The following is a 16,526-nucleotide window of genomic DNA, read 5'->3' as shown; positions in this document are numbered from 1 at the left end:
TAAAGAGAATATGTCATCATCAAGCGTAGATATGTCTGATGCGCTTGTAGTCGCGGTTCAGATGTGTGCTGGCATCAAGGCCGCGTTCTGCTGAGTAGTCAACTAGGTCCAGCGTCAGTTGAGCGAATTCAAGAGAAGCATTCAGAAACTTAACAATTTCGCTAGAGCCCGTCAGGCGTTGGTACCGACCATCTAATACTGATTGTGCAATTTCTTCTGCGGAAATGGGAGGCGGGAAAGCTTTTGATCCATAAGGGTACCAAGTCTTCTCGGCAAAGCGGTACTGCACTTGGTTTCTGAAGTATGACAAGTAGTTTCCTTTCTCAAATCTTCCGTTGTCAGACAAGGTTGCTCTGAGGTCACTGAGCAGTTGAACGGTTTCGTCACGAGAAGCCTTAGGTGCCGTTACCGTTGCAGCAGCATCGCGTAACTCCCCTAGCAACTCATAAACGGTTGCCCACGTGTCCTCGTGAGAGTTCTTGAGTTTCTCAAAATCCAAACTCTGTTGATCTCTGGAAATTGCAATTTTGTAAAAGCCTTTGCTTGGGAGGGGGTGGCTATAGGCATTCACAGCTTCTTTCAGCTTGGTGAACTCAGCGCCATCAAGGTTTGTACAGGTGTTTCCAAACAGCCTGAGGAAAGCATGAGCGCAGTAAAAAGCTGCGTAGTAAGACCTTACGACGAACCAAGCCGCATTCTTTGGTGCTTTGGGCTCAGTGCACAAACCTGCTATCGTTTCGCATGCCGCCCGACCAAATTTGCTACAATCACCCGCCAGTGCTGAAACCAGTTCATCACACACGAATGGACTAAGATGTAGTGATCCGTTCGTTATGGACGGTATATATCTTTGTGATGCAAGAAAAGCTTTAAAGTCGTCAGTCGTAGCATCGTGGGCGCAAAGAAGATCAAGCCTCACTTGCCTCAGTAGTGCAACGGGAGGTGCCATTCTGTGTGCCTTTACAGATGGAAGTCTGAATCCAAACATTCCTCTAGATGCTTGACCAAAGGCTTGTATGCGTTCTTGGCTTCCTTAATCTTTGCAGGTCTGAATTTGTCAGACACGGGGCTAAGGACTTCAGCAAAGTGGTCGTAAGAGTAGATTGCACCAAACCTATCTTTTGCCCTTCGTGCTACGGAAGGAAAGAAGCCGCTGGTAGCTTTGAACACGGTCGGTTGGAAGAAATCATCTTTTATGTTCTTTGCATCAAAAATTGAGTCAAAAGCGGCCTGGTAATAGGCCTTCAAGATGTCATAAACCTCATCGTCTGACATGGACTTGAACAACTTAACCAATGGACCGACAGCAGCGTTAAAGACAGTTCTTGTAATTTTGCCTGAAACTTTTTTTGAAGGGGATAGCTTAGAGAAAAGTACTGTGCTCGGATCGTCTTTGAAACGATCAAAGATAATTCGCATGGTGGCTTCGGCATCGTTTTCGTACTCAGCCATTTTTTTGATATCCAAAAGGAGTTCGGATGGAACACCCTTTTGCTTTGAATTGATATCAATAAACAGTCTGGATTCTTCCCGTTTGTTTAGGTTGTCGTAGATCACAACAGGTACCCGAAGGGTTTTCGTAGCAAGAGCAAAGCCAAAAACTCGGTGCTGCCCATCCAGGATCAAAAACGCTTGAGGTATGTCTTTGAATGAAATGCTCTTCCGCTTTGAGTCATACACCAATTCAGCATCATCTTGGGATGACAGGACTATTGAGCTTGGTACTGTGCCCAGCCCATTGTCGATATAGTCTGCGATGTCTTGTGCCCGTTTGCGGTCAAGCACCCGTTGAAAGCCATCAATATTGTTTTCTTCACGGCTAATGGCGACACATGTTCGAGCCAGAATTTCGCTGGGGATGGTAGTTGTGTAGAACTTGTGTTCGCCCTGTGTCACAAGGCTAACCGTTCCAAAGCTAATTCTTTCAGGGTCTTTGTTCATTCTTCTTCCACGCAGCAAGGTACTCGTGAAACGTTAATGGCATTCAATGCTGATAGCCACCAGTCAGTCAATTTAATGCTCCCTCGTGACCATGAGGTGAGGAACTAAGTGTGTTTTACATACTCATTGGGGTCGGGGACGGAACCATCAGGATACCAGTGCCATGAACCAAACGTTGTTCCGTGATAGGTGCCAGATGAGCTACCTGGCTTGGTTTCTCCCGTATATAGAGGACGGCCTGATCGCGTTTCTGGACCAACTGATAGGCTATAGCCAGTGTCAGGTTGTTCAGCAGGAGGGTGATCATCAAGGTCGCTGCTGGTTGCATGGGATGGCGTCTTCAATGACTGTAATTTCGCTTCCACCGTATCAAAACTTGCAAGATCGGACAGCAAGGCTTCGCGTCGGTTGCCTGCGTTGTCACGAGGGGTGGTGATGCGCAGATTACTCGGCCGATTGTCAGACGGGTTATGGTTGACGTGGTCGATGTTACATTCTCTTGGCACCCATTTGCCCAGCGTGACCGCAGAGATGAAACGATGTGAAAGGATCGACTTGTTAGCGTGTTTGAACCATAAGTATGGATTGCCGTCGCGACTGGTTTCCCCATTGGGGTTCTCTCCTTCCACCGTACCTTCAAGATAGTCAAAAGCCACAGAGCCAATGACCTCTTCTAGTTTTGGATGAGGTATCTCATGAGGGTATTCAGTCGCATAGGTTTGCTTCAGTAGGTCCCGAACATAGTCAACGTCGTTCATGTTAAAGCTTCCAAAGAAATGCAGTTTAAGAGTGCTGTTATAGTCCTCATCTGTGATTGCGGCGGCTTGACATCAAGGACTGACAGCGGCTTTAGGCGTGTTAGCTACAGGATAATGCGTTGGGTCAATTGCATTAATGAAAAACATGTTTGCTCGTAAACGGTCATTTCCGAGCATCTTGAAACCGATCCCTGGTGCAAGCCCGACCGGCCTGGAAAACACAGCCGCTTTCATTCTTGGAACCCCATCTCGAAAGCAACGGCGCACATCGGTAGAGACTTTATGAGTTTCGAGAAGGAGCATGAATGCGAATTGGCTATGCGCGGATCAGTACCGGCCACCAAATTCACGATGGCCAGATCGCTTCGTTGGAGGCGGCGGGCTGCGACAAGATTTTCTCCGAGATTGCGTCTGGTGCCAAACGAGATCGACCGGTGTTGGCAAAGGCATTGAACTACCTGCGTCCAAACTCAGGCGACATGTTGGTGGTATACAAACTAGATCGCGTCGCTCGCAGTCTACCGCATCTCATTGAGATCATGGACCACCTGAAGCAGAATGGTGTCGCGTTCCACAGCGTTACGGAAGCAATCGACACCAGCACGAGTTCTGGGCGCCTCCTCTTTCACATATGTGCCTCGATTGCTGAATTTGAGCGTGGCTTGATCCGTGAACGAACGCAAGCTGGCTTGAAGGCCGCGAAGGCAAAGGGACGTATCGGCGGTAGACCGCGATCCATGACTGAGGACAAGGTCAACGCGGTGAGGGAACTTTTGGCCGCAGGCACAACGGCTAAGGACGCCGCCGCCGCTGTAGGTGTTTCGGTGCCGACCCTCTATCGCTGGCTACCCAGTTCGGCCCGCTGACCTATCAGGCTCATGTGTTGATGCCGAGCCGTTCCCGAGCAACTTGCAAGTAATCATCTGACAAATCGATGCCGACGCCATGGCGGCCCAATCGCTGTGCAACGACGAGCGTGGTGCCGGTACCGGCGAACGGATCGAGGACAATTCCACCGATGGGACAGGTCGCTTTGAGCGGAACCTCGACAAGTTGTTCTGGAAAGGCGGCATAGTGCGTTGTGCGGCCCTTTGAACGGTCTGGCGCGATGCGCCAAACATCGCTGGGCATGCTGCCCTTCGGGTTGTACTTCAAGATGTAATATCCATCTCGTTCCAGTCGGGAAGCTCGGGCGGATATTTCTTCGCTGTCAGAATGCGTGACGCGGTTCTCGCCTTTGAGGATTAGCCTGAAGTCGTGCAGAATGCCCGCATCAATTGCCGCGAATGTCTCATCAACAGCAACTTTTGCGGAAATGCGCTGGCTCTTCGTCATGCCGGATGCAGATTCAATCCGTTGGTGGCAAACCGCTTTCGACACTCCTGTTGCTGAGATCATCTCATCGCCGTGTCGCCGTCCCTTTGCAGGGGGAAGTCGAACGGCGTCTGCATCGAAGTGATAGTTACGCTGCTTGACCAAGTGGAACATGTGTTCGTGCCGGTGCGTGTGCCGATCATCAGCACGGTTCAAAGAACCACCAGTCTTCGACCAGATATTGTCGTTCCTCACGATCCAGCCATCGTCTTCCACCATGCCCAGCACCAACCGCCAAGGTATTCCTTGCATAGACCCGTCGGCATAGCTGTCGTCAATGTTCAGCCAAAGAGAAGCTGATGGAGCAAGAACGCGGTAGACTTGACGGAAGACGGCTCGAAGCTGCTTGAGGTAAGCTTCATAGTTTGCTCTTCCCCAATGCCTCCCGACGCATATCTGCGCTGTTGCCAATACGGCGGTGATGTAATGACACAATCAGCAATACCACTCGGAAGACTCCGAAGGACTTGGAGAGCGTCGCCACAGACAAGTCCAAAGCGCGGAGCCTCTGCTCTGCCAGCGTCCAAGACATAACCAAGCCGAGGATAGAGCGCATTGACGTGAACAGCGTTTTGTCCAGTCCGCTCAGCAGAGATCACCCGTGGTTTGAGGCGGAGAAGGGAAAGGTAAGAGTCGAGTGTATCGATGCGACCTATGAACTGGGTCTCTAAGGCAATGATGGTGCGGTGACTGACGTTAAGTCGAACAGCAGCGTTTCTTTGGCTAAATCCGGCTTTGCGACGCCTGATGGCCAATGAGCGACCATGGCAGTATTCCGGCATACCAGCCCATCTGAGGTCGAGGTTCAAACCACTGAGGCAGGAAAGATAAGAACCAATGTTTCCTTTACCTCGTTCAAGGTTGCGGAGCGTCGGAACACTGATGCCTGCCATCTGAGACAGAGAATTTAGCGTGAGGCCCATTTGGTTGCGATTTGCTGCGAGTAACGGCCCAAGAACCTGGTGCATTTATCTTTCTATACTTCTTGCAGATATGAAAGTAATTTGCATCACGATAGTCAGGGAATGTGAGCCTGCATAGTCAGCCTTTCACTGTTTGGGCGCGGCCAAAACTCTGGCACAATCAACTATGACCACCTTGCTGATAAGCATTCATCATCGCGAGGATATTGATGTTTCGTTTGAACTGCCTTGTCTCGCCGGAATCACGCTTCAGTTCGCGTTCAGCCACGTCTATGACCTTCATGACCATTGCAATTTGATTGGTGAGGCCTGGGGTGGATCGCACTTTCGTCCATGCCGCGTCCACATAAGGTGAGAGTTTGATTTCGTAGGCTAGATCACGCAGCGTCATTGGTGCGTCCACATTGCCAGCATAGATTGGGAGGCGGCAGAGAAACCGCCTGATCTCGGCGTCGCCGAACTCTGTCAAGAAGGCAAGGGCCTCGGCCATGCCCTCGATCTCTGCTTCGCCGATCTTGTTTTCATTCTTCACGAAGCATTCCTCCTTGTGACGACAATGTGCCTTCCGACGGCTTCATTGCTATTTAGTGGGTCAGCAAATCGGTCAGGTGTTTTTGGTTTTGTTGCAATCGGTGCAAAAACAGAAAAGCAAATCTCACAGCCTAGACTTGGAAAGACCAAGGCAGAACCGTTTGATTGCCGCTGTTTCAGCGGCATCCATTTGTCACAAATGAAGCTTCACTCCCCCGAACCACGTGGGAATTAGCTTGCCTATGGCCCTCTGATCAGGCCCTGCATCCATTGTCGAAGACGCGTGAAACCCTGCACCAAACCGATGATCAGATTTTTCACGGACACGGTTTTTGTATTGGTTTCACAACGATCTAGGCCGACCGAGTTTAAATTAGTGTCATCCCTAAGAGGGATATCAGAACAACCTGAATGAGAATCTGACGAACTGCTAGAGGAAGAACCGTCAGTACTGAACTGGCAAAAGTCATCATCCTCAAAGACGGGCATGCACCGACATTGATCGCCCTTCAGGAAATAGTGATCACAATAGGAGCAATGCAAATGGATGCCTGATGTTGTGCCACCAGTTAGGACGAGGTTAGTGTTCATCGTGATCCGATGAGTCAGCCAAATCCATTCAGCATAGCCTTCCAACATTCTTGCTTTGCATGGGGGGCTGAAATGCTTCTTTGTACCGTAGCCAATGATCCCCAAGATGTTTCCAAGGGCATCCTGTTGGTGACGTTCTCGGTCGATGGGTAAGACGCGCACTTGGTTATTCCCAGCGAAGTGCTTGACCATCTTTCCATTGCGATGTCGCTGAAATCCTAGCTGTTGATCCTGAGGGTTGAGGCCAGGCACATACAAGACCCCATGGAAGTGGACCTTGTATACCAAGTGGTTTGGTTTCAGACCCTTCCGCCATTCACGGTCCAGCAGCAGGTCATGTTGAACATCACCCGCCATGTGCTCAGAGACTTCGGGCACCAAGAGCCAGATCGCATGTGGAAATCTATTTCTGATATAGCGATTGAGACGCTTGCTTTCCACTTCAACAAGTTCATAAGCATCTTCCTTGCTTGTCCCCATGCTGGTCACAGCGGTCAGATAACCCAAGTGTTCATACGGGCATTCTGCAAGCATCTCTGCGGCCCTCAGGATACGTGGACCAAATCGAGGTGGGTAACCCTTCCGCGGCAATGTGGATTTGTTTTTCGCCACACCATCAATGTGAGCGTTGGTGACAACACCACCGTCCCGAAGGAAGGCAGGTTTGCCTCGGTAGAGAGGAACGTCAGCAATAGCAGGGTAATCTAGATGCGAGATGACCGAGGTCGCTTTTTTGAACCATCTGTTCGAACCAAGCTCCATCCGACCCAGCCGCATGTTTTCGATGTTGTACCTGAGCTTGGGCATCCGTTTCGACGTGGACATCAATGGACCAGCAGTAAGGTTGCTTTCAAAGGTCTTTTGTTTTGTGCTCTTCATGCGTCGGCCTCAGGGTCAAATCATGCCTGGAACCTGTGCGACAAGCGGCGTGCACAAGCAGGCCTCTACTTATGTAGGCACAAAAACCGAAAATCGGTAATCAGCACCGATTTTGTGACCCGAAGGCTAAATACCTTCGAGGGGAGATAGTCATGTCAGCATTCGTGAAACTATCAGTTCGGTCGGTGTCTCGCCTGACACAGCAACGTCTGCGTGCTTTGAAAGATTACAGTAGGTTGCCATACGGTGCACTGCTGGACGACGGCGTTGAGGCGTTGTGGGAGGCGTATCAAAGCGATGGCCACGAACTCCCTGAGCCGTCGGTAGAGACCACATAGCTTGCTCACTAAGGCCATCCCATCACCACCACACCTGCGACGTCGTGCAGGATTGGTTGGGACCATCCAAGTTGATTTGTGTCCTGTAGCAGGTCACCTGCGATGATCCGGTCGCATTAACTGCATTGAAGTCCGAGGCGGCCAGCAAGACGTTCCATATAGGCGGCGAGGTTTGCGCTGAGGTAGTCAGGTTCGAGGTGCATTGCTTCTGGCACAACTTGCCCGGCCTCAAAAACCAAGCTGCCTCTTGCCGTAACGGTATCGCCACCACTGCGATCCCAAATCTCAAAATACCAGCGGTGCCGTCTAACGCTTGCGTCGCCGCCGTGGCTATTGATGAAGGTTTCGACTTCGTGCTCAAGAGGCAGGGCGGCGTGAAGACCCAGCACTGCCACCACCGGCAGTAAGGGCAACATAAGTGGTTCACGGAGCTTTAGGTCATCGGTTTCGATCAAGTACTTCATCAGTTGGCCCCTCATATCACACTCAGTTGTATTTGGGGCGCGGGCTAGCTGATGCGTTCAGGTTCTATTCGGGCGTTGCAGTCGTTGACGAGGCGCAAACAGTGCATCTTTTGAGAGGCCTGAATTATTAAGCTAACTGTAGAGCCAGGTCGTAACATGGCACGACTGGGCTTGGCCTTCAAACCTAAGCACGATGAGCAAATTACGGCACCCAAGATGGTCTCTGCTTCTAGAATATTCCGATCTAGGCTTTCAGCGGACGCTAAGATCGGTATGTTCGCAAGATCAATCGATACCAAATTCAATTTTCTGACGTTGGGAATAATTATGCGCACATTAGTCGTTACCTTGACTGCCGTTACCTGCCTGACTGCCTGTGGTTCAAGTAGCCAGACGGCAGACATGGCCCAGCCGGATGTACGAGTTTTTTCTGAAGATGCCGGAAACCTTTCGACCGCTTTTGCTTCTGGTGCTGCCTTCGTGCCAGCAAGCTCAGCGGCAACCCAAGTGGCGACAGATTTCGATGGAGATACCACGCGTTTAGAAGCTGATGACTTCGCAATGGAACTTGCCGACAATGGCAATGTTATAATGACTGTGAATGGCCGCGAATTCTCCTTTGATCCGACGACCGACACCGACGGTCAGAACATTGACGGTACTTACCCAGGATTTAGGATCAATACCTTCAATGAGACTTTCACAAATGGCTTTCAGGCACTTTTGTTTGCAAGTGACGGTCAACTCTCTGAAGTGATCGATGGGAGTGGAACTCGTTATTCAGAAGTAGTTGAATACACTATCGCTGTGACTGATGGCAGAGGTGGCCTCACGGGCGCATTCGGATTTGCAGTAATTGGAACCCTGACAACGCCAAACGCTGTCTCAAACGCAGGGTCCTCAACTTACACAGGGTCATTTCTTGGCGAGATATTACCTGCCGAAGGATTTGTGAGCCGAGCGGATCGATATAGGCTTGAGGGTGACGCTACTTTGACGGTGAATATGGATGGAACCGGCGTTGACGGGTTTATTACATCTCTTACCGGAACACAGTTTAATGACAACGTTGCCGAACCAACGGAATCGTTGATGGGCGAGCTTGCGCTACAATCAGCGGAAATCTCAGACAACACTTTCTCCGCAACAGCTACACCAAGCGGAAGTTTAGCTGCCGACCTCGACATAGCGCAGAGCGATTTTTTATATTCTGGTAGCTTTTACGGCCCCAACGCTGAAGAGGTGGCGGGCATAGTCGGCGGTGATTTTACCACCAATGGTAGCTCGACTAGCAATCTGCTAGGGGGTTTCCGATTGGACTGAACGCTCACAGTATCCCGAAGAGATTGTTTGCCAAGCGTCGTCAGTATTGCAATCTGTGGAGGGTGCCGTGCAGGAAGTTGTCAACCGGCTGAATGTGCGGCCATCGCTCGAGAAGATGGGGTAGGCCGTGGCGGAGCTTTATCGTCTTGAGATTGATCACATCGTCAATGATCCCAAAGCAGCCCTCGTGGTCTACATTCAGTCATCACAAAGTCATCGGCGGGGATCAGTTGCTTCGACCCACTTGCGCTTAACTTCAAACTCTGGGCCGTCGTCATAGTGTCGGATCGCGCCAGCTTCCTTGTGACCGAGAATGGCACGTTGAACCTGAATGTCGGCACCAGCACGACGCATTGCATTAACGAACGTAGACCTAAGTGAGTAGAGAGCTTTCTGCGGGTCAGTAATTGGGTCCTTCATCTTATCCCTCAGAAGGCGTCCAAAGTTATGACGCACTGAGCCGACTTGGTCCGTATTGATCGACTGAAAGGTGGTCAAGCCACCAGATGCAATCCATCTTGGGAAGTCACTTATCTCTGGATGAAGCGGTACTACTCTTGTTGAACTTTCGGTCTTACTGCCTGTGATGCGTATCCAAGCATCAGTAACGTCATCTGGTCCTAGTCTGATCACTTCGACAGGGCGCATGCCTGAGAAGGCTAGCACCCTAACGACCATGTGTATTGCCTCTCGACGGGCGTCGGATAGTCCTCGCACAGGTGACGACCATAGCTCCTCCGCTGCCTTCATGATTCTACCAAATTCGATTGGATCGAACGGCTTCCACTTCCTTTCTTCAATTGGTCTTTTGTCTCGTGGCAGTTTGACTCCCTGCATTGGGTTCATCTCGATGATGCCTTCATCAAACGCGAAACCAAAGACACCTTTGATTGGTGTAAATACAGCTTGAATGGATGATGGCTTTATTTTGCCGAGAAGTTGATCTCTCAGTTCCCGGAGGCTTTCCACGCGTACATGTCCGATTGGCACATCGCCAGTGATCGCTATAAGACGCGACAAATCTCGGCGGTATTTTGAACGAGGGCCAAGTCGGATAGAATTGAAGTCACAGTATCGCTCTAGCAAGGCCGTCAGTGTGCTTGGGTCAGGCGACAGTTCAGAAATCCTGCGTTCAAGCTTGCGCTTGATAAAGTCATACTCCTCACGCTCATCCGGATCAGTTGGAATCCCCGCGTGAACGCCAAAGCCTAGGTCATGGGCTTCGTTCAGCTTATCTAAATACAATTCTGCGTACAGAGGCATCGGGACGGTGTCGCGAACTTCAATTCGAGCAGCGGCAACGATCTTGTTGTCCAATCTAGCCACATACTCCTTTAGGCCAGGGAGACTTGGTAGGGACAACTTGGATGTTATTTGGTCGCCACGCTCAAGCTCTTCGATTCTGTATTTGATCCGCCAGATCGGGGCTTCCAACGATGGCTTGCCTTCGTAAATCCGCTGTGCTTCCTGCATCAAGACCGCCGCTGCCTGCCATGGGCGTGGTAAACTTTCGCGAGTGTAAAACTGCTTCTCACCCTCTCTCTGTTCTGTCATGGCGTAGTAGGCGGGAAAAAGCGGATCAGGGTCAGCCATTTGCTTTGCCGTCTGTTGGCGTGACGCTTCCACCCCGGCCTTTTGAAGCTTGTCTGGGTCACGCAAGCTTGCAATGAGTTCGTCGTGCTCTTCAGCCCACGTAACTACCATTTGCACAGCTTTCGAATAGGAAACATCGCCACATGGCATTTGCCACCTTCGTATTCCAAGATGCGCTTGAAGCCGCTGTGGCACCCTCCGTTGATAGAAGTACCTACCGCGATCAATCTTCAAGTAAGGAACTCTGTCCTCATCGCCCATTGTATCGAAATCCACGCCATTTGTATCGAGATTTGGCCATTTGCAGATAATGATAGCATCTGCACGCCATAAAAAACAGCATGTTAGGATGTATGGTGGGCGACCCTGGAATCGAACCAGGCGTGAGTCGCCTCGAGGGAGTTACAGTCCCCTGCCACACCTTGCGGCCTGTCGCCCACTGCGGGGGTGATTACCTGCGCCCCTAGGGTGCGTCAACAGCAAAATGAGCCAGTGCAGGCGCTCTTCACAGCAGAACAGATGTCGGCTATCGCGATAGTAGAAATGAAGGGCGAGAGAAATGAAAAAACCCAAGTGGGTCATTGCCAAGGAACAGGCGAAACGTGCGGCTGCGCAGGAAACAGTCTGGCTTTTCGGGCTGCATGCCGTCAGGGATGCCTTGCTGAACCCTGAGCGCGAAAAACTTCGTCTTGTGGTGACGCGAAACGCGCTTGAGCGTCTGGGCGATGCTGTCAGCGAAAGCGGGTTGGAACCAGAGATTTCCGACCCGCGCAAGTTTGCGGCGCCTCTTGATCCGCAATCGGTCCATCAAGGCGCCGCACTTGAAGTGAAACCACGCAACTGGGGCAGTCTGGCCGATGTCGCGCTTGGTGATGGACTGATGCCGCCGCGAATGGTGTTGCTTGATCGGGTAACAGATCCTCATAACGTCGGCGCTATCTTGCGGTCAGCAGAGGTTTTTGGCGCGCGCGCTGTCGTCGCAGTGCAAAGGCACTCTGCACCCGAAACAGGTGCTTTGGCAAAGACAGCAAGTGGTGCTTTGGAGCGGCAACCCTATCTGCGCGTGCGCAACCTTGCCGACGCTATCTCCGAATTGCAGAGTATGGGATATCTGGTCTTGGGGTTGGCCGGTGAAGCCGACCAAAGCATTGAGACCGCTGTAGAGGGCCAAAGAGATCGACCGATTGCCCTTGTGCTCGGAGCCGAAGGACCGGGTTTGCGTGAAAAAACCCGCGAAACCTGTGATGCATTGGTCAAAATCGACGCGGCAGGTGGATTTGGATCGCTCAACGTCTCAAATGCTGCGGCAGTCGCCCTATATGCTGTAAAAGCGTAGCAGAGAGACGAGAAGAATGGCGGCCACAAAGATTGCGACCTGTTGTTATTGCGGGACCAAGGCCGCTCTGGTGCTGCGCGGCAAAGACAAGCACGAGTTGACGTGCAGCAATTGCGGCGCACCACTGCGTGCGATGAAAAGTCTTCCACAAACTGAGGCACGAGCGGCGGCACCGGTCGCCAAGCCTCCGAAGCGCAAATACGACAACACGCATACGGGACGTCACGCGCCACGGCCCCACAAGCGCCGCAAAGGCAAGAGCTTTGGCAAGAAAATGCTGTCTGGCCTGTGGGATGTGATCGAAGACGTGGTTGATGAGGTCTTCGACTAGGGAAATTTGCGCAAGTCGTTGGACACAAGCGGGCATCAGATCGCGAACCATCACGTTTGCCTGATCACATCTTCTGCGGTGCGGTATTGCACCATAACTGATCTTTCGAGGGCAGGACATTTGGAACTGTCCGCCCTTCTTCACTGTCCCTCGTTCCAACACCTGCGCCCGGGCAAACCGGGCGCTTTTTTATCAGCATCGACTGAGTTATCGTCGGGCTATGACGTATTCAGACGATTTCCTGCGCCACGTTTTGAAACGCACCAAAACTGTTGCGGTCGTTGGTGTCTCCGCAAACCAGATCAGACCCAGCTACTATGTGGCACGTTATCTGGGCCTAAAGGGTATGCGTGTCATACCCGTTAATCCCGGGCTAGCCGGTCAGACCCTCTTGGGTGAGACAGTCTATGCAGAGGTGTCAGATATCCCGGTCAACGTCGATATGGTCGATATTTTCCGCCGATCAGACGCAGTGCCGCCGATCGTCGATGCCGCATTGGACCGTTGGCCGGACCTCCAGACAATCTGGATGCAGATTGGGGTGATGCACGAAGAAGCGGCCGCCAAAGCAGAAGCACGCGGTGTCGATGTCATCCAGAACAGATGCCCGAAGATTGAGTATCAGCGGCTGTTTAATGAATTACGGATGGGTGGATTCGTGACGGGCCGTGTTTCCTCCAAACTCTCCTAGCGCCGCGAATTCAAAGAAAATTTTCTCAAGCTGCGATCCTACTTCCGCCTTATGCCACCGGTTTTGCGCGGGTTTCCCCCGTTCATACAGCGTTCATAAGCAGACTCTCGCCGATGCTGATTAACACGCGAAAGGCTGATTGACGGAATCAGAGCGCCGTCAGCACCTTAGGGTGTCACGAGTAAGCTGTTGTTGTCCCTGTCCACTCCAGAGACGATGGTGAAAAATTGGAAAAGACCAGAATACTCGATGAAGAGGGCGTTGCTGCTGCGCCCGATCAAGCCCTTGCCCCTGACACGCTTCTGCAAGGCGGCAAATTCCGAATAGACCAGCAAATCGGCGCCGGCGGTTTTGGCATGACCTATCTTGCCAAGGATGCGGGATTGGAGCGCACGGTGGTCATCAAGGAATGCTTTGCCGATGGATTTTGCGAAAGACACGGTACGGAAATTTCCGTCGCGGATCCCGAGTTCAACGGCACATTCAAACAGATCGTTGCGATGTTCATTCGCGAGGCACGCAGCATTGCGATGCTCAAACACCCCAATATCGTGCGCGTGCATCAAGTCTTCGAGGAAAATGGTACCGCCTATATGGTTCTTGATCTGATCGAGGGACGTGATCTGGCGGACATCATTGAATTGGGTGATGAGGAATTGTCGCCTGATCAGATCCACGGCATTCTGATCAAACTGCTTGATGCTGTTGATCTGGTCCACTCAAACGGCCTCCTGCATCGCGATATCTCACCAGACAATGTGCTTCTCGATAAATGGGGTGGCCCTATCCTGATAGATTTTGGTGCGGTCCGCGAAGGCGCAGAAAAACAGGCCGGTGCAAATATCCTGGTCGTGAAAGACGGCTACTCCCCGCATGAATTCTACGACGTCAGCGCGCAGCAGGGCGCGAGCAGTGATCTGTATGCCCTCGGCGCCACCATTTATCACCTGATTTCGGGTGAAGCCCCCGCGGATGCCGAAACGCGTGCAAATGCATTGGCTGCGGGCACAGATGATCCCTGTAAGCCGCTGCTTGGTCGCTTCCCGGACTTTGACGATGTGTTGCTGGAAACAGTGGATCAGGCGATGCAGGTCGACCCTGATGCGCGTATCCAGAGCGCCCGTCACTGGCTTGAGCGCATTGAGGCTGAACAGCAAAAAGAACGTGTGGTCAAAGTGCCATTGGCAGTCCCGCTCAAGGAAATTTCGGCCATCGTTGAAGAAACCAACAAGCATGTCCTCAAGACCGAAGAGGAGACGACTGCGACCGACGGGACACCTGAGGCACCGTCGCTTGACGCACTGCAACAGGCCTATCGTCCAGAGTGGGTCGCTGAGTTCAACCTTGAGACCGCACGGTCCGCGCGCCGTCGACCAGGTCAGTCGCACATCGCCCAGAGAGCGGCGCGAATGGCAAAAAAGGCCATGCGCGAGGATGAGGCACGTGAGATGCTGCGGCAGATCGAATGGGAACGTCAGCAGCCGCCAAGGCGTCGTGCGATGTTCGAAGGCTTCTTTTCAGACAGCTACATTGTGCAATGGATGAGTGGCGGACTCCGCGCCAGCTGATGTATCAGCCTCGCGCGGCTTTCTCGGCAAGACCTGAGGTGCCTTGACGCCGCGCGAGCTCTTCCAGAACCTCGGCCAATGTAACGTCGCGCGAAGCGAGCATGACAAGCAGGTGATAAAGCACATCGGCGGCCTCCGACGTCAGCCGGTCTTTGTCACCCTTGACCGCTTCGATAATGGCTTCGACCGCTTCTTCACCGAATTTTTCAGCGCATTTTTCAGGGCCCTTCGACAAGAGCTTTGCAGTCCAACTGCTTTCGGGGTCTGAATTTTTTCGCTCGGCTATTGTGCGTGCCAGGTCATCAAGCGTCATGAAAGCCTCACAGGGATGCCGGCACCGGCCATATGATCCTTGGCTTCGCCGATGGTGTAGGTGCCGAAGTGAAAGATCGAGGCGGCCAGAACCGCCGAAGCGCCACCCATCGTCACACCTTCAACAAGATGGTCAAGCGTGCCAACGCCGCCAGAGGCGATGACAGGCACATCCACGGCGTCCGAGATCGCGCGTGTGAGGGGCAGGTTAAAGCCGGACTTCGTCCCGTCGCGGTCCATTGAGGTCAGCAGGATTTCTCCTGCGCCTTTTTCAACGACTGTACGGGCAAATTCCACCGCATCAATGCCGGTCGCACGCCGTCCACCATGGGTAAAAATCTCCCAGCGGCCCGGTTCCACGGTCTTGGCATCGATCGCCACAACGATGCACTGGCTGCCAAATCGCATTGCAGCCTCAGCCACGACATCAGGGTTGGCGACAGCGGCAGAGTTAAAGCTGACCTTGTCGGCCCCTGCCAAGAGCAGGTTGCGTACGTCGTGGTGGGTGCGCACACCGCCACCGATTGTCAGCGGCATGAAGCATTGTTCAGCTGTGCGAGTCGCCAGATCGAACATCGTGCCGCGGTTTTCTTCCGTGGCCATGATATCGAGAAAGCAAAGCTCGTCCGCGCCAGCGGCGTTGTAGGCAATCGCCGCATCGACCGGATCGCCTGCATCAATCAGATCTACGAAGTTCACGCCTTTGACGACGCGGCCCTCGGCGACGTCGAGACAGGGGATGATGCGCGTTTTCAACATGTCTTGCTTCTAGGCTGCCGCTGCGCCTGCGGCAAGCGTTGCCCTTTGAGTATTTTTGGCAAAATGATGAAAGAACTAGCGCAGCGCTTCCAGCGCAGCACCCAGATCAATTGCCCCATCATAGAGCGCGCGGCCAGAGATCGCTCCTGCGATCACGCTTGTGTCCCGTAGTGCTATCAGGTCGTCCATCGACGACACACCGCCCGAGGCGATCACGGGGATCGACACGGCGCGCGCGAGATCGGCGGTCGCCTCGATATTCGGTCCCTTCATCGCCCCGTCGCGCAGGATGTCGGTATAGATGATGGCAGCGATACCGGCGTCCTCAAAGGATTTGGCAAGATCGGTGACCATCACGTCCGTTTCTTCGGCCCAGCCGCGTGTCGCGACTTTGCCATTGCGGGCGTCGAGACCGACAGCCACCTGATTGGGGAAGGCCTTTGCCGCCTCGCGTACCAGTTCGGGGTTTTCGACCGCGACCGTGCCGAGGATGACGCGGGCCAGACCCTTGTCGAGCCAGCGCTCAATCGTGGCCATATCGCGGATGCCACCGCCCAATTGTGCCGGGACAGGGCAGGCTTTGAGAATGGCCTCGACCGGTGCGGCATTGACCGGTTCACCCGCAAACGCACCGTTCAGATCAACCAGATGCAACCACTCGCAACCTGCAGCGACAAACGCTTTGGCCTGTGCCGCGGGATCATCATTGAAGACTGTCGTCTGGTCCATATCGCCATGCACAAGCCGGACCGCGTTTCCGTCTTTGAGGTCGATGGCAGGGTAAAGGATCATGGTTTCGCACCTCTGATTGCTG

Annotated in this window: 18 protein-coding genes, 1 tRNA gene and 1 pseudogene; 7 read left to right on the top strand and 13 right to left on the bottom strand. The window is 52.8% G+C overall.

The window, feature by feature from the left end; translation table 11 throughout:
• Nucleotides 1–19: 19 nt before the first annotated feature.
• From BM316_RS08615 to BM316_RS08605, 3 genes are all read right to left on the bottom strand, one after another.
• The gene (locus BM316_RS08615; RefSeq protein WP_131802557.1) at nt 20–949 is read right to left on the bottom strand and encodes a hypothetical protein; all 930 of its coding nucleotides are present in this window, start codon (nt 947–949) and stop codon (nt 20–22) included.
• An 11-nt stretch (nt 950–960) separates the two neighbouring features.
• Nucleotides 961–1,941, bottom strand: a complete 981-nt coding sequence (locus tag BM316_RS08610) for a DGQHR domain-containing protein (RefSeq protein ID WP_090206499.1) — start codon at nt 1,939–1,941, stop codon at nt 961–963.
• A gap of 104 nt (nt 1,942–2,045) precedes the next feature.
• Nucleotides 2,046–2,699 carry an HNH endonuclease signature motif containing protein gene (locus BM316_RS08605; RefSeq protein WP_090206497.1) on the bottom strand — a complete coding sequence of 218 codons (654 nt, stop codon included), beginning with the start codon at nt 2,697–2,699 and terminating at the stop codon, nt 2,046–2,048.
• 305 nt (nt 2,700–3,004) lie between these two features.
• On the opposite strand from BM316_RS08605, the gene BM316_RS08600 reads away from it, so the two are divergent.
• Nucleotides 3,005–3,565 carry a recombinase family protein gene (locus BM316_RS08600; protein ID WP_090206494.1) on the top strand — a complete coding sequence of 187 codons (561 nt, stop codon included), beginning with the start codon at nt 3,005–3,007 and terminating at the stop codon, nt 3,563–3,565.
• Between the two features lie 10 nt (nt 3,566–3,575).
• Here the strand turns inward: BM316_RS08600 and BM316_RS08595 are convergent, their stop codons facing one another.
• From BM316_RS08595 to BM316_RS08580, 4 genes and pseudogenes are all read right to left on the bottom strand, one after another.
• A complete protein-coding gene (locus tag BM316_RS08595) occupies nt 3,576–4,484 on the bottom strand; it encodes a DNA-methyltransferase (RefSeq protein ID WP_165606559.1) in 909 nt (302 codons plus the stop codon).
• A 437-nt stretch (nt 4,485–4,921) separates the two neighbouring features.
• Nucleotides 4,922–5,041: pseudogene (locus BM316_RS16890) on the bottom strand (helix-turn-helix domain-containing protein); the annotation flags it as partial.
• A gap of 115 nt (nt 5,042–5,156) precedes the next feature.
• Nucleotides 5,157–5,528, bottom strand: coding sequence for a hypothetical protein (locus BM316_RS08585; protein WP_090206489.1), 372 nt, complete (start codon nt 5,526–5,528; stop codon nt 5,157–5,159).
• Between the two features lie 239 nt (nt 5,529–5,767).
• A complete protein-coding gene (locus BM316_RS08580) occupies nt 5,768–6,997 on the bottom strand; it encodes a hypothetical protein (RefSeq protein ID WP_090206486.1) in 1,230 nt (409 codons plus the stop codon).
• Nucleotides 6,998–7,149: 152 nt separating this feature from the next.
• On the opposite strand from BM316_RS08580, the gene BM316_RS16590 reads away from it, so the two are divergent.
• Nucleotides 7,150–7,335: a hypothetical protein gene (locus BM316_RS16590; protein WP_131802556.1), complete on the top strand. Its 186-nt coding sequence runs from the start codon at nt 7,150–7,152 to the stop codon at nt 7,333–7,335.
• A gap of 116 nt (nt 7,336–7,451) precedes the next feature.
• On the opposite strand, the gene BM316_RS08575 is transcribed toward BM316_RS16590, so the two are convergent.
• A complete protein-coding gene (locus tag BM316_RS08575) occupies nt 7,452–7,799 on the bottom strand; it encodes a hypothetical protein (protein WP_131802555.1) in 348 nt (115 codons plus the stop codon).
• A gap of 156 nt (nt 7,800–7,955) precedes the next feature.
• Between BM316_RS08575 and BM316_RS08570 the strand changes: the two genes are divergently transcribed.
• Complete coding sequence (locus BM316_RS08570) at nt 7,956–9,122, top strand: transferrin-binding protein-like solute binding protein (protein WP_090206480.1); 1,167 nt, start codon at nt 7,956–7,958, stop codon at nt 9,120–9,122.
• A gap of 213 nt (nt 9,123–9,335) precedes the next feature.
• Here BM316_RS08570 and BM316_RS08565 read toward each other — a convergent pair whose 3' ends face one another.
• On the bottom strand, nt 9,336–10,991 hold the full coding sequence (locus BM316_RS08565; protein WP_131802554.1) for a tyrosine-type recombinase/integrase: 1,656 nt from the start codon (nt 10,989–10,991) through the stop codon (nt 9,336–9,338).
• Nucleotides 10,992–11,069: 78 nt separating this feature from the next.
• Nucleotides 11,070–11,153, bottom strand: a tRNA-Tyr gene (locus BM316_RS16700).
• 121 nt (nt 11,154–11,274) lie between these two features.
• On the opposite strand from BM316_RS16700, the gene rlmB reads away from it, so the two are divergent.
• The 4 genes from rlmB (at nt 11,275) to BM316_RS08545 (ending at nt 14,641) form a co-directional block, all read left to right on the top strand.
• Nucleotides 11,275–12,051, top strand: coding sequence for a 23S rRNA (guanosine(2251)-2'-O)-methyltransferase RlmB (gene rlmB / locus BM316_RS08560; RefSeq protein WP_090206474.1), 777 nt, complete (start codon nt 11,275–11,277; stop codon nt 12,049–12,051).
• A 16-nt stretch (nt 12,052–12,067) separates the two neighbouring features.
• Entirely contained in the window at nt 12,068–12,382 is a 315-nt protein-coding gene (locus tag BM316_RS08555) for a hypothetical protein (RefSeq protein WP_090206471.1), read from the top strand.
• 220 nt (nt 12,383–12,602) lie between these two features.
• Nucleotides 12,603–13,073, top strand: coding sequence for a CoA-binding protein (locus tag BM316_RS08550; RefSeq protein WP_090206468.1), 471 nt, complete (start codon nt 12,603–12,605; stop codon nt 13,071–13,073).
• 227 nt (nt 13,074–13,300) lie between these two features.
• Nucleotides 13,301–14,641, top strand: a complete 1,341-nt coding sequence (locus BM316_RS08545) for a serine/threonine protein kinase (protein ID WP_090206465.1) — start codon at nt 13,301–13,303, stop codon at nt 14,639–14,641.
• Nucleotides 14,642–14,645: 4 nt separating this feature from the next.
• On the opposite strand, the gene BM316_RS08540 is transcribed toward BM316_RS08545, so the two are convergent.
• The 3 genes from BM316_RS08540 to hisA all read right to left on the bottom strand — a co-directional run bounded on the left by BM316_RS08540 (nt 14,646) and on the right by hisA (nt 16,504).
• Nucleotides 14,646–14,954 carry a phosphoribosyl-ATP diphosphatase gene (locus tag BM316_RS08540; RefSeq protein WP_090206462.1) on the bottom strand — a complete coding sequence of 103 codons (309 nt, stop codon included), beginning with the start codon at nt 14,952–14,954 and terminating at the stop codon, nt 14,646–14,648.
• Entirely contained in the window at nt 14,951–15,712 is a 762-nt protein-coding gene (gene hisF / locus BM316_RS08535) for an imidazole glycerol phosphate synthase subunit HisF (RefSeq protein ID WP_090206458.1), read from the bottom strand. Before hisF ends, BM316_RS08540 begins: the two co-directional genes overlap by 4 nt.
• 75 nt (nt 15,713–15,787) lie before the next feature.
• Nucleotides 15,788–16,504 (bottom strand): 1-(5-phosphoribosyl)-5-[(5-phosphoribosylamino)methylideneamino]imidazole-4-carboxamide isomerase, encoded by a 717-nt coding sequence (hisA, locus tag BM316_RS08530; RefSeq protein ID WP_090206456.1) that lies wholly within the window; start codon nt 16,502–16,504, stop codon nt 15,788–15,790.
• Nucleotides 16,505–16,526 lie beyond the last annotated feature (22 nt).

This window comes from Yoonia litorea (genome assembly GCF_900114675.1).
Lineage (GTDB): Bacteria > Pseudomonadota > Alphaproteobacteria > Rhodobacterales > Rhodobacteraceae > Yoonia > Yoonia litorea.
This window is presented reverse-complemented; position numbering and strand designations above follow the sequence as displayed.

What these genes read in the sequence shown, in the direction of transcription:
- BM316_RS08615 (WP_131802557.1), bottom strand. Translation starts at nt 949, where the DNA reads ATGGCACCTCCCGTTGCACTACTGAGGCAAGTGAGGCTTGATCTTCTT.
- BM316_RS08610 (WP_090206499.1), bottom strand. Translation starts at nt 1,941, where the DNA reads ATGAACAAAGACCCTGAAAGAATTAGCTTTGGAACGGTTAGCCTTGTG.
- BM316_RS08605 (WP_090206497.1), bottom strand. Translation starts at nt 2,699, where the DNA reads ATGAACGACGTTGACTATGTTCGGGACCTACTGAAGCAAACCTATGCG.
- BM316_RS08600 (WP_090206494.1), top strand. Translation starts at nt 3,005, where the DNA reads ATGCGAATTGGCTATGCGCGGATCAGTACCGGCCACCAAATTCACGAT.
- BM316_RS08580 (WP_090206486.1), bottom strand. Translation starts at nt 6,997, where the DNA reads ATGAAGAGCACAAAACAAAAGACCTTTGAAAGCAACCTTACTGCTGGT.
- BM316_RS16590 (WP_131802556.1), top strand. Translation starts at nt 7,150, where the DNA reads ATGTCAGCATTCGTGAAACTATCAGTTCGGTCGGTGTCTCGCCTGACA.
- BM316_RS08575 (WP_131802555.1), bottom strand. Translation starts at nt 7,799, where the DNA reads ATGAAGTACTTGATCGAAACCGATGACCTAAAGCTCCGTGAACCACTT.
- BM316_RS08570 (WP_090206480.1), top strand. Translation starts at nt 7,956, where the DNA reads ATGGCACGACTGGGCTTGGCCTTCAAACCTAAGCACGATGAGCAAATT.
- rlmB (WP_090206474.1), top strand. Translation starts at nt 11,275, where the DNA reads ATGAAAAAACCCAAGTGGGTCATTGCCAAGGAACAGGCGAAACGTGCG.
- BM316_RS08555 (WP_090206471.1), top strand. Translation starts at nt 12,068, where the DNA reads ATGGCGGCCACAAAGATTGCGACCTGTTGTTATTGCGGGACCAAGGCC.
- BM316_RS08550 (WP_090206468.1), top strand. Translation starts at nt 12,603, where the DNA reads ATGACGTATTCAGACGATTTCCTGCGCCACGTTTTGAAACGCACCAAA.
- BM316_RS08540 (WP_090206462.1), bottom strand. Translation starts at nt 14,954, where the DNA reads ATGACGCTTGATGACCTGGCACGCACAATAGCCGAGCGAAAAAATTCA.
- hisF (WP_090206458.1), bottom strand. Translation starts at nt 15,712, where the DNA reads ATGTTGAAAACGCGCATCATCCCCTGTCTCGACGTCGCCGAGGGCCGC.
- hisA (WP_090206456.1), bottom strand. Translation starts at nt 16,504, where the DNA reads ATGATCCTTTACCCTGCCATCGACCTCAAAGACGGAAACGCGGTCCGG.